The following is a 14,369-nucleotide window of genomic DNA, read 5'->3' on the forward strand; positions in this document are numbered from 1 at the left end:
GTTGCGGGTTTGGGGGGATCCCCATCCCGGATCAGTGGGAAGGACTGGGTATCAGCGGGGGGCATCAGGTGCGTCAGCGTGTCGGTGGCGGGCGTAGATGGAGGTATGACTGTGACCGGTAAGATCGGAATAAGGGGGGCGCGGGAGTGCCGGCCGATCAGTGCTGCGGTTGGGCCAGGGCTTGCGAGTTTCTGAATGTAACGAATGTGCTCTTTATGAAGTGGTTACGGCGATTTTTGGTGGTTGGTGGGTCCCCGGTTGTGGGGCTTGGATTTCGGTGTGATGAGGTTGGCGCCGCGAGGCAGTGAACGAAGAAAAGTATGGTGAAGGACATATCAGGTAAAAATGCGGTGCTCGCGATTCAGCATGTGTTCGCGATGTTTGGAGCGACCGTGCTCGTCCCAGCGCTGACCGGGCTTAACCCGGGGATCGCGCTGATTTCCGCCGGGATCGGAACGCTCATATTCCACGCGGTGACTGGTGGGATGGTGCCGGTCTTTCTCGGGTCGAGCTTCGCTTTCATTGGAGCGATCATCTCCATAGCCGGTGAAGGGGGAGAGAACCTGCCCTATGCGATCGGTGCCGTGTTCTTCACCGGGATTATTTACCTTCTCCTGTCGCAGATGGTTCGGTTCGCTGGAATCGATTTGATCAGGAGGCTATTTCCAGCGGTCGTGACTGGGCCGGTGATCATGGTGATCGGGCTTTCTCTCGCGCCGATTGCGGTTGGTATGGCATCCACCCACTGGCCGGTCGCGCTGATCAGCATGGCGACGATTATTGCGATGACCACGCTTGTGAAAGGGTTCTTCAAGCTCGTTCCGATTCTGGTGGGAATCCTCGTGGGGTACCTGGCAGCGATGGCGTTCGGCATTGTCGATTTCACCGCACTGACCAGCAATGAGCGGATCTTTATGAATGTTTCGGATATCGTGCTGCCCAAGTTCCAGCTTGAGGCGATCCTCACGATGGCTCCGATCGCGATTGTTTCGTTTATGGAGCACATCGGCGACATCACTACGAATGGCGCTGTCGTGGGTAAGGATTTCATGAAGAAGCCCGGCCTTCACCGAACCCTTATGGGCGATGGTCTTGCGACGATGTTTGCCGGGCTTGTCGGTGGGCCTGCCAACACCACCTATTCTGAAAACACGGGCGTGCTCGCGGTGACGAAAAACTACAACCCTGCGATCATTCGATTGGCTGCCGTCTTTGCCATCGTGCTCGGAATTTTCAGCCCGATTGCAGCATTCCTCAAAACGCTGCCGGTGGCCGTGATGGGCGGGGTGAGTTTCATTCTCTTCGGGATGATCGCATCGATCGGGATGCGTACCATCGCTCACTCCAGGCTCGACTTTAACAACAGTAGGAACCTAATCATCGTGACGCTGATTCTTGTCACGGGGCTCGCTGGGGTTGAGGTCAATGTGCAGGGTGTCGCACTCAAGGGGATCGGTCTTGCGGCTTTTGTGGGGATGATCAGCAACCTCGTGCTCCACATTATTCTTCCGGACAATCCGGATAACGACTAACAGGGAATACAACCATGAAACAGTTTCCGACGCTCACCGTTACCAATCATCCGTTGATTCAGCACAAGCTGACTTACATCCGGGACAAGTCGACATCGAAGCGCGAGTTCAAAGCCTTGATCGACGAAGTGGGTGCCCTTTTGACCTACGAGATCACCCGTGATCTTCCGCTCACAGCGGTTGAGGTGGAGACGCCGCTGCAGAAAACCGAGTGCCATAAGATCGATGATCGGAATCTGGTGATTGTTCCGCTCCTGCGTGCGGGGCTTGGGTTTGTCGACTCCATCCAGGATCTCATCCCGAACTGCATCGTCAGTCATGTGGGGATGTACCGGGATCACGTAACCAAGGAGCCGGTCACCTATTACACGAATGAGATGCACAACCCGGGGGAGAAGAGTTTCATCATGGTGGACCCAATGCTTGCCACTGGTGGATCCGCGGTGGCTGCAGTGGACTTCCTGAAAGCGAGTGGTGCGCGGGATATCCGTTTTATGTGTCTCGTGGCAGCTCCCGAAGGCGTCGAGCTCTTTGCCAAGGCCCATCCGGATGTCCCGATTTTTGCTGCGGCGCTGGACGAGAAGCTCAATGAGGATGCCTATATTCTTCCGGGCCTGGGCGATGCCGGTGATCGTCTGTTTGGGACGAATTAGGGGGCGGGGCGAGGTTGTTTTTTTAGACAGGATTTACAAGATGGACATGATGTGAATTGCGGGCGTCTGCGGATAGGTCTGTTTTGGAACCACAGAGGACTCAGAGAGCACAGAGTCGTTGAGAGACTGCCCCTATGGAGCTGTCTGGTTTTAGGTTGGGAAAGTGGTCGCTGCGCTCCTTGGGGTTTGGGGGGCGGATGGGAAACCTGCAGTCCGAGGGGGGCTCTTGGACAGAATTCACATGATGCTTTGAATCTGCGGAATCGGCGTAATCTGCGGATCCCCAAAAGCCCCCACCTGCGATGACCTGTTGTCGCGATGCGGGGCACCTCGCTTGCGTTCCATCCCATTCATCCTGCCCATCTGTGGAAAAACACAAAGCCTCGACCATCGGCTCCGGATGTTCTGTCGGATCCGTGGATGGTTAAAGAGATGAGGCGGCGAGCCTTAGCACTACCCGTTGGCGTCGAGCCAGGCGAGGGCGTCGTCGCGGGTGGTGAGTTGGCCGTCGAGTTGGAGGGTTTGGATTTCGTTGAGGATTTTGCCGAGGTTGGGGCCGGGCTTGTGGCCGCGCTCGATCAGATCGCGGCCGGTGACGAGAGGTGGGGGGACGACTGGTTCGTTGGCGAACTCATCGCGCTTGGCGAGGACGAACTCGTAGTTCTCGGTGATGCCATTGGACGACGCGCAGTCGACCCGGTGGAGTTCGATTTCGTCGGTGAATGTGGGAGCGTCCATGAAGCGGCGCAGCGTCGATCGCTTCATCTTGGTCACGTTCATGAAGGTCATGTGGCGTGCGACCATCGGGCGCACGGCGTCGATCAGATGGTTCGGAGCTTTGAGTCGGCGCAGGATTTCCTCTGCCATTTCCGCGCCCACGCGGTCGTGGCCGTTGAAGCGGATGCGACCGGTCTCGTCGACGGTGCGGGTGGCGGGCTTTGCGATGTCGTGCAACAGGACGGCCCAGACCAGCGCTTCCGAGGCGTCTGCCGGGATCATGTCGAGCATGATGCGTGTGTGTTGGTAGACGTCGCCCTCGGGGTGGAACTCGGGTGGTTGGTCGCAGCCCTGGAGTTGGATGATTTCGGGCAGGATGTGCTGCATGAGTCCGGATTCCACCAGCAGGTCGAAGCCGCGGACGCGGTTGGGGTGGGTGAGGATGGTGCGGACTTCCGCGAAGATGCGCTCCACGCTGATTTGCGTGATCTGCGGGGCATGGGCTTGCAGCGCGACCCACGTGGACTCTTCGATTTTCAAGTCGAAGCGGGCGGCGAAGCGGACGGCGCGCAGCATGCGGAGGTAATCCTCGGCGAAGCGTGTTTCGGCATCGCCGATGGCGCGCAGCGTGCGGGCATCCAGATCCTGTTGGCCGCCGATGAAGTCGATCACTTCGCCGGTGGCTGGGTTTTCAAACAATCCATTGATGGTGAAGTCGCGGCGGTGGGCGTCCTTTTCCGGAGTGGAATAACAGACGCTATCCGGGCGGCGGCCGTCGCCGTAGGAGCCGTCTTCGCGGAACGTGGCGACTTCGAAATCGAAGCCGTGGTAGTGGACGAGTGCTACGCCGAAGTGGGCACCGACCATGCGCACTTTGGAGAAGGCCGCGGCGACCTGCTGCGGCGTGGCATTGGTGGCGATGTCGTAATCCTTCACGTGGTTGCCCATCAGTCGGTCGCGCACGCAGCCACCGGCGAAGAACGCGGTGAACCCGGCATCGGTGAGGGTGGCAACGACTGAGCAGGCGGCTTGGCGGAGAGGATCGGTCATGACGCGGAAATTGGATGGCAGCTCGCGTGATTTCGCGGTTGCACAATGGTGAGAAACTTCGTTGATGTTGGTATGCTTGGCAATCCTGTGGATGTAGTTCTTAACCTGGCGGCGTTTATGATCGGCGCCTGTGTGGGGTCGTTTCTTAATGTGTGCATCTACCGGTGGCCGCTGGATCTGAAAGTGGACGAACCCAAGCGCTCGTTCTGCCCGAAGTGCAAGAGCCCGATCCCGATGTGGCGTAACGTGCCGATTTTGAGTTGGTTGATGTTGCGGGGCAAGTGTGGCGACTGCAAGGCGCCGATCCCGGTGCGGTATGTGTTGGTGGAGTTGTTCACCGCGCTGGGCTTTCTGGCGATCTGGCTTCACTGGCCGCCTGCGGTGGCGGTGGCGCTGATCTTTTTCTTTGTGTGCTGCATGGTCACCCTGTGGGTGGACATGGAGCATTACATCATCCCGGATCAGGTTTCGATCAACGCGGTGCCGCTCGGGCTGCTGGCCGGTGCTCTGGCCCCTGGATTGTTTGACGAGCAAATCTGGTACCGCGGGTTGATGTGGAGTGCGCTGGGAGCATTGACCGGCTATGTCGTGCTTTATGGCGTGGTGGAGCTGGGCAAGAAGCTCTTCGGACGCAAGCGGCTCAAGCTGGACGGGGTGGAAAAGTGGTCGGCCCGCGATGGCGAGCAGGGGCCGGTTTTCTCATTGGGCGACGAGAAGTACGAGTGGGAGGAGTTGTTTTCGCGTCCGACCGACCGGCTGGTGGTGACTTCTCCGGCGGTACGTTTTGACGTGGCGGATGGTTCCTCGGTGAGCCACCAGGAGGTCGACGTGCATTTGGGTTGGGACTCGGTGCGTGTCGTGCGTGGTGGCAAGAACGGTGAAACGGTGGACGAATGGCCGCTCGACCAGGTGAAGACGATCCGCGGCGAGGCGGCTGATGTGGTGATCCCGCGCGAGGCGATGGGCTTTGGCGATGTGAAGTGGTTGGCGATGGCCGGATGCTTCATCGGTTGGCAGGGTGTCTTCTTCACCGTGGGGGCGGCGTCCTTGATTGGCACCTTGCTTTCCGTGGTGCTGACGGTGGTTGGTTTGCGTGCGTGGACGACACGTATTCCTTTTGGGCCTTATTTAGTGATCGGGGCTTGGTTGTGGTTACTCTTTGGTTCTGAGTGGGTTGAGGGGTATTTGAAGTGGTCTGGGTTCGGTGGGTTTTGAGAAAAAATGAAATTTTAGACTCAAAAGGTCTTGCATTCATTTTCTGAGGGTGTATCCTTCGCCAGCTCCGCTTCGGCGGACATGAGAAAGCTCGGTTCGATGCTTTTCAAAGGTTTCTGGGGGTTTCCTTTGAGAATGTTCAACCGGGCTTTCTTTTTTTATTTTCAGGGAGGACGGGGTGCCGAAAGGTGGCTCCGGGAATCTGCGAAAAATAGAGAATTTCTCGTTGCATACTCCGCGTGGGTGGTGCATAGATTCCCACCCGATCGCCACGGCGGCCGGACAAGCAAATTTTCCCAAATGCGCGATTAGCTCAGTGGTAGAGCAATGCCTTGACATGGCAGAGGTCACTGGTTCAAATCCAGTATTGCGCACCATTTTACAACCAGCGACTGCACCGGCGGTCGCTGGTTTTTTTGTGGCAGGTGGGACTTGGGTCCGTGCCACTAGCCCCGGGCGACAAAAAGAGGCAGGCGCGGAAGAATCCACACCTGCCTCCAGGCTTTTGGGTTGTTACGGTTGCTCTCGCGTTGAGGTCAAGCGCGCGGCTGAGCCGGCGGCTTGGTGATCTGCCAATTGAGCGATCAAATTGGTATTATTTGCGGCGGCGGAGGATGGCTGTCAGAGCGCCCAGGCTGAGGAGTGCTGTTGATGACGGCTCGGGCACGGCAGTGACGTTGATTTCCATGTAGGCGGATGATCCTGTGGTGGAGATGCCGCCGGATGGTGCGTTGCGGAGCGTTCCACTGAGGGGGGCTGGGGCGATGTTCCAGATGCGGGCATCGGCGTCGGTATCACCTGTGCCGATGGTTCCGTCTCCCGAGGTGTCGGAATAGAAAGCGTAGAAGTATTCGGTGGAGCTTGAGATGGTTTCTCCGCTGAAGTTCCACGTCATGATTGCGTTGGTAGCTGTGTTGGTGACGTCGATTGTGTTGACCGAGGAAGCGACGACCGATGTCAGGTCGGTGGGGCTTGTGAGGAGGGCGAGGTGGATGTCGCCTGTGGTTGCGCCGCCGCCTGAGTAGCGGATAAACGAGACGCTTTGCAATGCGACCGATTCGGTGAGGGCGTCGCCGCTGGTGGTGAAGCCGCTGTCGTTGAGAGACGCGCTTTGGTAGTGCCAGTTGCCGCGGTCGGATCCGGTTGGGTTGTTTAGATCTCCGGTTGAGAGGATGGTCGCTGCGGAGGCGGTGGCAATGGATGCGGAGAGCGTTAGTGCGATGTGTGTGATTGTTTTCATGTCGTTACCAGTTGGTGTGTTGCCGGGCACTGTGATTTGGGTGGTGCCGGGCAATCATGTTGTAGCTGGCTGGTGGACATGGTTGCGAAATGATCGGGCTGGTTCTGAATGGGGACCAATCAGCGGGCGGTTTCGCCTTGGACGAATTCCGGGATGAGTGGCGTGAATTGGCGGTCGCTTTGTGTGGCGTGAGCGACGGCGGAGGCTACCATGCGGATCATCCGAGTCCCGGTGGTGTAGTAAGCGGGTGACGGGCTGAGGTAGTCATAGGCGGATGAATACGCCATGCTGATCAGCGATACGTCTTGCGGGATGCGGCAGCCGATGGAGAGCAGGTGGGAAAAGGTGGTCAGGAAGTGGTGGTTGTTTTGGATTAGAAGTGCGGTCGGGCGTGTATCGCGGCGGAAGGTGTGGTTCAGGCTGGATATCAATTCCGGAACATTGAAGCCATGGCGAAGGATGAGTCGTTCGGCGGAGGCGGAGGATTGGTCGAGCGCGTCATTGAAGCCGGATTCCGCCTGGCCGGCGCCCGCCAGGGTGGCATCGGGTAGAATGAGTCCGATATGCCGGTGACCCATGCGCAGTAGCTTGGAGGTGGCGTGATGTGCGGTGGCGTAGTGGTCGCTGTCGATGGACGGGATGGTAATGCCAGGAAAGCGGCTGCCGAAGATGATTGCGGGCTGTTTTTGGTCGTGGAACCACTGCTGGATCGGGCGTGGGCATTGGTGGAGCAACCAGATGACACTCGGGTTTGCTTCTGTCAGTTCGGTCAAGGCGCGTTCTACCGATGAGTGGCGGAAGGCCTGGGTAGTTTGGACATCGACGGTGATTTGGCTCGAGCTCAAGAGGTGGCGCAGCCGTGCGAGCTGGCCGAGGAATTGCTCGGTGGATTGGTGTTCGGCATTTGGGGTTACGACGACGCAGCGCTTGGGGACGTTGGGGTGTGGCGAGGTCGGTCGAACCCGGATCTCGCGTCTGCGTGAGCGATCGGGTGGGTTGATGGTGCCGTCTTCGGTCAGGATATGGAGGGCCTCGCGGACGCAATTGCGACTGATGAGGAGTTTCTCCGCGAGTCTGCGCTCGCTTGGTAAGCTGGTGGTGTAGACCCCTGAGATGATCATTTCTTTGATCAGACAGGCGGCCTGAGCTGACTTGTTTTGAGGAAGGGGCATGTGCGAGGCGGAAGTTTGAGTGTGGCGGGCCGGCGCGGAAATCGAAACATACTGGTTCTTATTTGGTACCAGATCGCGTGGGTTCATTCCAAATGAACGGTCAGCGCTGCGCAAACGGGGGCAATTGCCGGTGGGGAGACACAAAAAATCCGCCGACCTCGACGTGCTGGGCACGGAGATCGGCGGACTGGATGGAGGAGAGGGAGGGGATGACCGCTCAATGCGTCTTACTCAGAGGTGCCGATCTGGGCGTTGACGACGATGCGACGGTCGTAGGTGAAGGTGACTCCGATGTGCTCAACGGGCTCCGGGTCGAGGCCTTCGGCCTGTTGGGTGACGCGGAGGGTGTACTGGCCGGATTCGCCGAGGTATTTGCCGAGGTTGGAAATACGGACCTGGCGGGACTGCGGAGCGTCACCGATGACCGTGCCGCCGAGGATCTGGGTGGCGTTGTTGTTTGGATCGATGATTTCCACGCTCCAGTTGTCTTTTGCGTAGAGGTTGTCGATGTTGATTTTAATGGGATCGAACTGTCGGTAGGTTTCGCCGCCTTCAATCCCGGCGCTGGACTCGAAGTATGCATTGGCGACGGGCCAGACTTGGACCGAGTGGGAGTCTGCCATGGTGGCGGAGGCGCTGTCGGTGGCTGGGTTCCAGATGCTGAAGGTTTCCGTACCCGCGACTTGTTCCCAGTCGTCGCTGACGAAGCCCGAGCTGAAGCTGGCGGGGCTTGCCATCATGGTCGAGAGGGCGGACGAGACGTCTGTGGCGTCGGCGTAGTCGGTGGTGTAGGCCGACGGATGGGCGAAGGTGTCGGCGGGGTAGGGTTCCTTGTTGTAGAGCAATGTGAGCTGGGTGGCCGCGGCGCTGTGGTAGGCTGGGCTGATGCCGTCGATCTGAACCGAGTAGCCCTTGTCCACGCGGGTGCGGGGATTGGTCGGGGTGTCGTTCGGGTCTGGTGTGATGACGACGACTTCCGGGCTGTAGAAGCCATTGACGACCGTGGTGTCGAGCAGCTTTTGCTCAGCGGTTTCGGTGTTGATCGACCAGAGTTCGAAGGTGGCGTCGCCGTAGAGGATGGGGAGGGGGGCATTGGTCGAGCCGGCTTCGCCCAGATCGTTGAGTGCCGCGCGGACTTCTTCGCCGAACTCGTTGGTTTGGATTTGGATGATTTGGTTTTTGTGTTTGCTGTCGGTATTGGCGGATGCGGCCAGTGTGGACAGAGCAACAAGGACCAGAGAGCTTGGGATGAGGGGATTAGTTTTCATCGGAGGAGTGGGCGCGTGGGGGGAGGACTGAGACCGGGTTGTTGTTGAAGGTGGCGATGGCGACCCGTTTGGATTTGGCGAGGTGTTTGCGTTGGCTGGTGCTCAGTGGGCTGTTGCCTTTGATGTTGTTCACGGTGACGGGGAAATTGCCGAGCCATGAGCGGTTGTAGCGCAGGAACTCGGACCACGTGACGTAGACGCCGCTTGGTTTGTCCGGGAATTTGTCAGCCAACTTTTCGGGCTGGGAGAGAACCGAGCTCTTGGGGACTGCGGTCCAGCGCTGGCCATCGTTGAGGATGGTCATCCCGTTGAGCATCGACTGGTTTTGCTTGGCCGGATTGAAGGCCGAGCCCTTTTGTGTGTTGTGGACTCGTTCCAAATGGGCGGCGCGAGCTTCCAGTGTCTGGTGGGCCAGCTGGGTCTTGGTAGGCTGTGGGGCCGCGTAGGTGGTGGGCAGAACCGCGGCAGCCAGCAGAAGGGGAAGAAAGCGGGAGGTGCGCATCGTCGGGCAGAGGGCTTACGGTTGTTTCTTCGAGAAGGTGAGCAGGATGGCCAGATCCTGGAGGTCGAAGCCACGGCTGTCGTAGTCGTTGAAATCAAAGAGATAGATCACATCGAGAGGGCCGAGAGTGATGAGACCGGTTTCCGCGCTGACGTATGGTGAGAGGTAGTCTTCGACGCCTTGCTGGATCTCGTAGGCGGGGTCGATCTGAGGTGCTTTGTCGCCATCGCGCAGTGCGATCACATTGGGAGTGGTGTTCCAGGAGACGTACCAGGAGGTCCAGCTACTTGGATCCGGTCCTGTGCGCAGCGCACCGCGGCCGGCGGCGTTGATGCTGGTTCCGGCCTCCAGGATGTCCTCGTAGACCACGCTTGATGGGGAGACCATCGGCTGGTTGCCGTGGAAAACATTGACCCAGCCCGAGCCATTGTGGAGCGAGCCATTGACGTAGTAGAAGGTGGTCTCGGTTCCCCAGCCGGCTCCGACGATGCGGGCTTCGACGTGGACGTCGGTTTTCGCGACGAGCGTGTCGCCTTCGAAGTCGATGAGGTCGTCGAGAGACACGGGGTAGCTCACATTCCACGTGAGCGACGGGGTGTCGCCGACGTTGACGCGGTCTTCCGAGGCTGAGAGGTTGCCTACCCAGTCATTGGCTTGGGTGGAGCCGTCGTTAGCGAGAGCGGGGAGAGTTGCGGCGAGTGCGCAGAGCGAGGAGACGAGGAGTTTGCGGTTCATGATGTGTGCATGGGGTTGGATGGAGCAAACTCTGTAATCCGTTGAGAGACATTGCGGTATCAGTATCAGGTTTCGGGCGTGCCGATTTCGAAGATTGGCGATGATTTATGGTTTTTATGGCTCACTGTTTGTCATGTGATGCTTTGTTTCTGTGCGGTGAGCGATGGGTTGTGTTGAGTGGCAGGATTCCGCTATGGTGGCGATATGACCGAAAGCAGTGAGCGCGTGATGATCCCTGGAATGGATGGACAAACCAATGTGCTCACGTTGCGACCCGAGCCGGGTGTGGCGGTGCGGGGAGGTTGGCTTTTCGTGCACGGGCATGGCGAGTATGCACGCCGTTACGTGGAGTTGTTTGCCGATTCGGTGGCGGCCGGCTGGGTGGTGGTGATCCCGGATTTGCCTGGCCACGGGTTATCGGATGGCAAGCGTGGTCACTTGCGATCGTTTGGTGAACTGGCTGCGTTGTTTCGCTGGTGCGAGCAGACATTGGCCGACGAGGTGGGGGGAGACGAGCGGATTGTGCTCGGTGGGCACTCGATGGGTGGACTGGTGGTCGCGTGGTTGGTGGCGACTGGCGTGGTACGTCCGGCGGCGGTGTGGATGGGTTCGCCTTTGTTGGATCCTTCTTACAACAAACCCTGGGCGTTGGTGGCGATGGCGCGGGTACTCGATGTGTTGTGCCCGCGGATGGTCATTTCCAACGGAGTGGATGAGTCCCATTGTTACGCATTGGAGGTGGGCGATTCGCCTGAGATGCGTGAGGATGTGGATCCGGATGCGGACAAGTTCGAGCGCGAGGAGATGGTGCACCGATGGATTTCGATGCGCTTGGGCATGGAGTTGCTGCGCGCTGCCGATGAGGTGTGGCGCGTGGTGCCGGCGGCGTGGCCCAAGGGTGTGCCGTTGGTTTTCACCCAGGGGGCGAAGGATCCGGTATGCCCGGTGGAAGTGGCGCGCCAGTTTGTTGACCAGATGGCGGCGGGTGGGCACGTGGACGTGCGCTTCCACGAGATGGAAGATGCGCTGCACGAGCCGCATCGCGACGCGCATCGCGAGCAGTTGTTGGAGGCGGTGCGCAGTGTGCTGGAGCAGTGGGTGCCGGTTACAGAAGCAAACGCATCGGAACCATCTCCGAGTACGTGAAGCCGAACTCTTGGAAGAACTTCTGTGATTCGACGGAGATGCGGTCGGTGAGCAAGGTGATGCGTGAGACTTCTTTCTTGCGGCTGAAGTCGATCACGTAGTTGAGCAGTTTGTGGCCGAATCCGTGGCCGCGCTCATGTGGAGCGATGACGAGGTCTTCCAAAACCAGGGCAAACCCGCCGAGCGCAGTGGACACGGTGAACAAAACATTCGCCATGCCGACCACGCGCCCCTGATGACGTACGACAAATACGCGCCCGCGACTTGGGTTTTCGATCAACAGGCGCAGGCCTTTGCGCTGGGCTGCTGGGTTGGGATCGAAGTCGGCTTCCAGTTCAAACAAATCGACCAAGAGATCGACGAGTTCCGGGAGGTCGTCCAGGGTGGCGGCGGTGATGATCGCCTCTTCGGCTTTAGCGGAGGATGTGGCCATAGTCGGGGTTGTTGGGGGCGAGGATAGGAAATGGTCCGCGCTCCTGCAAGAGCCATGACTCATTGGGCTCCGGAGCTTGGCCCAATGGCCGATCAGACATCCGAGCGTACCACGTCTTCCTTGAGGTGGTTGATGATGAACATCTGGCGGTCCGGGGTGTTCTTGCCCATGTAGAAGGCGAGGGTTTCCTTGATGTGTTCCGCTTCGTCGAGGGTGACCGGTTGGAGTCGCATGTCGGGGCCGATCATGTGGTGGAACTCATCAGGAGAGATTTCACCGAGGCCCTTGAATCGTGTGATTTCCGCCTTGGCTCCAAGGGCTGCGATGGCGTTGGCACGCTCTTCTTCCGTGTAGCAATAGCGGGTCTCCTTTTTGTTGCGGACGCGGAAGAGCGGTGTCTCAAGAATGTAGAGATGACCGGCTTCCACCATCTCGCGGAAGAACTGAAGGAAGAAGGTAAGCAGCAACAAACGAATGTGCATGCCGTCGACGTCGGCATCGGTTGCGATGACGACTCGCTGGTAGCGCAGGCCTTCAATACCGTCCTCGATATTGAGGGCGTGTTGGAGCAGGTTGAACTCCTCGTTCTCGTAGACGATTTTCCGGCTCAGGCTGTAGGAGTTGAGCGGCTTCCCGCGGAGAGAGAAGACTGCCTGGGTTTCGGCGTCGCGGGATTTGGTGATCGATCCGGATGCGGAATCGCCCTCGGTGATGAAGATGGTGGTTTCCGCGCGGCGCTTGTGTTTGCTGTCGAGGTGGGCGCGGCAGTCCCGCAGCTTTTTGTTATGAATCTTCGCTTTGCGTGCGCGTTCGCGGGCGAGTTTCTGGATGCCTTTGAGTTCCTTGCGTTCTTTTTCGGCGGCGACGATGCGTTTTTGAATGGCTTCGGCGACCTTTGGGTTCTGGTGGAGGTAGTTGTCCAGATGGAGCTTCAGGAAGTTGCTGACGAACGTGCGGATGGTTTCGCCGTCCGGGGCAATATTGGTGGATCCGAGCTTGGTCTTGGTTTGGGATTCGAAGACCGGCTCCTGGATACGCACTGAGACCGCGGCTGTGAGGCCGGCGCGGATGTCCGCCGGGTCGTAGTTTTTCTTATAAAACTCACGCAGGGTTTTGACGATGCCTTCGCGGAATGCGGCGAGGTGGGTGCCGCCCTGGTGGGTGTTCTGGCCGTTGACGAACGAGAAATAGTCCTCGCCGCTGGTAGCGGTATGGGTGAAGGCGACTTCGATGTCCGTATCCGCCAGATGAATGGCGGGATAGATCGAGTCTTCCTTCATCTCTTCCTTCAAAAGATCGAGCAGGCCATTCTTCGAGCGGAAGCGCTTGCCGTTGAAGATGAGCGTGAGGCCCGTGTTGAGATAGGAATAGTGGCGGCACATGCGCGCGACGATTTCTGGTCGGACGCGGGTACGGCTTGGGAAAATGGTGCGGTCGACGTTGAAGGCGAGGCGTGTGCCCGACGGATCGTCGCTCTTCTTGGCGCGCTTCATTTCCTCGACCACTTCGCCCTGGGAGAAGTGGATCGCGCGGGTCGAGCCTTCCCGATAGGCCTGGATTTCAAATGACTCGGAGAGCGCGTTGACCGCCTTGATACCGACACCGTTGAGGCCGACGGATTTTTTGAATGCTTCCGAATCGTACTTTGCACCGGTGTTGATTTTGGCGGCGCAGTCCATCAGTTTGCCTAATGGGATGCCGCGGCCGAAGTCGCGCACTTCCACCCGGCCCTCGTCATCGATATCGATTTGCACTTCGCGGCCGAAGCCCATGACGAACTCATCGATGGCGTTGTCGATGACCTCTTTGAGCAGGATGTAGATGCCGTCGTCGTAGGACGTGCCATCGCCGAGTTTTCCGATGTACATCCCGGGGCGCATGCGGATGTGCTCCTTCCAATCGAGCGAGCGGATGCTGTCTTCGGTATAGTTGTGGGATGCTGCGTCGGCCATGGTCGTGCATGATGCCCGCTGGGGGCTGGGGGATCAAGTGTTTAGGAGGTGTGAAATAGTAGCCTGTGGGGATTCGTCGGCGCGTGGTGTGGATTGGGGGCGTAATCGATGGATGACGGGGCCGGTGGTGCTTCGGTCGGGGGATTTAAAATGTGCTGCGAATGGCGTGCCGATGGTTCTGGTTGGTGATCATGATTGCGTCGGCAGGGTGTCAGGGCCCGGAGCCGCCGGGGAGCGCTGTGGGCGCGGGGCGCATGGATGTTGATGCAATGAGAGCCGGCGGGTTGTATGTCGTTTTGCCCCGGCGCGACCCGTGGGTGCCGCGAGGAACCTGGGCGATGGTGGAAGACGAGTCATTATGGGTTCCAGCAGGGGATCTAATGCCACCTGAATCGTGCTTTGGTCCGGTGCACGGAGAGGATGCTCTTGAGCAGATGGCGCGTTGCTCCATGGTGGAGCATTTTGATGTGAGGAGGGTGCCGCTGGAGCAGGCACTGCAAGAATTGCGGATGCGCTCCGAGTGCTGGGCGGCTGCCTTTGGCTATGAGCCGATGGTGTTTGAGACGCGTTATTCGCTCAAGCGGATGCCGGTGACTCTGGTGGCGAGCCGCAGTTCGATCCACTCCATCTGCCAAATGTTGGCCGACCAAGTGGGCGGTGCGTTGGAGTACCGCCACGGGGCGGTTTACATCAGCGGATGTCCATTTCCTGAGGAGTATTGAATGGCGGGGCAAAGAAAAAGCCCGCAGCTCGG

General features: G+C 58.8%; 13 protein-coding genes and 1 tRNA gene. 6 read left to right on the plus strand and 8 right to left on the minus strand.

Translation table 11 applies throughout. The annotated features are described in order from the left end of the window. Positions 1 to 320 precede the first annotated feature (320 nt). Together G3M56_RS05960 and upp are read left to right on the plus strand one after the other, a co-directional pair. The gene (locus G3M56_RS05960; protein WP_164362818.1) at positions 321 to 1,532 is read left to right on the plus strand and encodes a uracil-xanthine permease family protein; all 1,212 of its coding nucleotides are present in this window, start codon (positions 321 to 323) and stop codon (positions 1,530 to 1,532) included. Between the two features lie 14 nt (positions 1,533 to 1,546). Beyond that, positions 1,547 to 2,185, plus strand: coding sequence for a uracil phosphoribosyltransferase (gene upp / locus G3M56_RS05965; RefSeq protein WP_164362819.1), 639 nt, complete (start codon positions 1,547 to 1,549; stop codon positions 2,183 to 2,185). A gap of 453 nt (positions 2,186 to 2,638) precedes the next feature. Here the strand turns inward: upp and G3M56_RS05970 are convergent, their stop codons facing one another. Then, complete coding sequence (locus G3M56_RS05970; RefSeq protein WP_164362821.1) at positions 2,639 to 3,952, minus strand: CCA tRNA nucleotidyltransferase; 1,314 nt, start codon at positions 3,950 to 3,952, stop codon at positions 2,639 to 2,641. A gap of 72 nt (positions 3,953 to 4,024) precedes the next feature. On the opposite strand from G3M56_RS05970, the gene G3M56_RS05975 reads away from it, so the two are divergent. Together G3M56_RS05975 and G3M56_RS05980 are read left to right on the plus strand one after the other, a co-directional pair. Further along, positions 4,025 to 5,167: a prepilin peptidase gene (locus G3M56_RS05975; protein ID WP_235203617.1), complete on the plus strand. Its 1,143-nt coding sequence runs from the start codon at positions 4,025 to 4,027 to the stop codon at positions 5,165 to 5,167. Positions 5,168 to 5,469: 302 nt separating this feature from the next. Then, positions 5,470 to 5,544, plus strand: a tRNA-Val gene (locus tag G3M56_RS05980). A gap of 218 nt (positions 5,545 to 5,762) precedes the next feature. Here G3M56_RS05980 and G3M56_RS05985 read toward each other — a convergent pair. From G3M56_RS05985 to G3M56_RS06005, 5 genes are all read right to left on the minus strand, one after another. Then, positions 5,763 to 6,407 (minus strand): PEP-CTERM sorting domain-containing protein, encoded by a 645-nt coding sequence (locus G3M56_RS05985; protein ID WP_164362825.1) that lies wholly within the window; start codon positions 6,405 to 6,407, stop codon positions 5,763 to 5,765. A 119-nt stretch (positions 6,408 to 6,526) separates the two neighbouring features. Then, on the minus strand, positions 6,527 to 7,579 hold the full coding sequence (locus tag G3M56_RS05990) for a substrate-binding domain-containing protein (RefSeq protein WP_164362827.1): 1,053 nt from the start codon (positions 7,577 to 7,579) through the stop codon (positions 6,527 to 6,529). A 227-nt stretch (positions 7,580 to 7,806) separates the two neighbouring features. Continuing rightward, the gene (locus G3M56_RS05995; RefSeq protein ID WP_164362829.1) at positions 7,807 to 8,847 is read right to left on the minus strand and encodes a hypothetical protein; all 1,041 of its coding nucleotides are present in this window, start codon (positions 8,845 to 8,847) and stop codon (positions 7,807 to 7,809) included. Further along, entirely contained in the window at positions 8,837 to 9,349 is a 513-nt protein-coding gene (locus tag G3M56_RS06000; protein WP_164362831.1) for a hypothetical protein, read from the minus strand. The genes G3M56_RS05995 and G3M56_RS06000 overlap by 11 nt, the downstream gene beginning before the upstream one ends. Before the next feature lie 15 nt (positions 9,350 to 9,364). After that, positions 9,365 to 10,084, minus strand: a complete 720-nt coding sequence (locus G3M56_RS06005; RefSeq protein ID WP_164362833.1) for a hypothetical protein — start codon at positions 10,082 to 10,084, stop codon at positions 9,365 to 9,367. Between the two features lie 204 nt (positions 10,085 to 10,288). Between G3M56_RS06005 and G3M56_RS06010 the strand changes: the two genes are divergently transcribed. Then, positions 10,289 to 11,230 carry an alpha/beta fold hydrolase gene (locus G3M56_RS06010; protein ID WP_164362835.1) on the plus strand — a complete coding sequence of 314 codons (942 nt, stop codon included), beginning with the start codon at positions 10,289 to 10,291 and terminating at the stop codon, positions 11,228 to 11,230. Here the strand turns inward: G3M56_RS06010 and G3M56_RS06015 are convergent. Beyond that, a complete protein-coding gene (locus tag G3M56_RS06015; protein WP_164362837.1) occupies positions 11,190 to 11,663 on the minus strand; it encodes a GNAT family N-acetyltransferase in 474 nt (157 codons plus the stop codon). The genes G3M56_RS06010 and G3M56_RS06015 overlap by 41 nt on opposite strands. Positions 11,664 to 11,755: 92 nt before the next feature. Beyond that, the gene (locus tag G3M56_RS06020) at positions 11,756 to 13,615 is read right to left on the minus strand and encodes a DNA topoisomerase IV subunit B (RefSeq protein WP_164362839.1); all 1,860 of its coding nucleotides are present in this window, start codon (positions 13,613 to 13,615) and stop codon (positions 11,756 to 11,758) included. A gap of 380 nt (positions 13,616 to 13,995) precedes the next feature. Here G3M56_RS06020 and G3M56_RS06025 point away from each other — a divergent pair, with 380 nt between their 5' ends. Then, positions 13,996 to 14,337 (plus strand): hypothetical protein, encoded by a 342-nt coding sequence (locus tag G3M56_RS06025; RefSeq protein WP_164362841.1) that lies wholly within the window; start codon positions 13,996 to 13,998, stop codon positions 14,335 to 14,337. Positions 14,338 to 14,369 lie beyond the last annotated feature (32 nt).

It is taken from the genome of Sulfuriroseicoccus oceanibius (assembly GCF_010681825.2).
Classification (GTDB): domain Bacteria; phylum Verrucomicrobiota; class Verrucomicrobiia; order Verrucomicrobiales; family SLCJ01; genus Sulfuriroseicoccus; species Sulfuriroseicoccus oceanibius.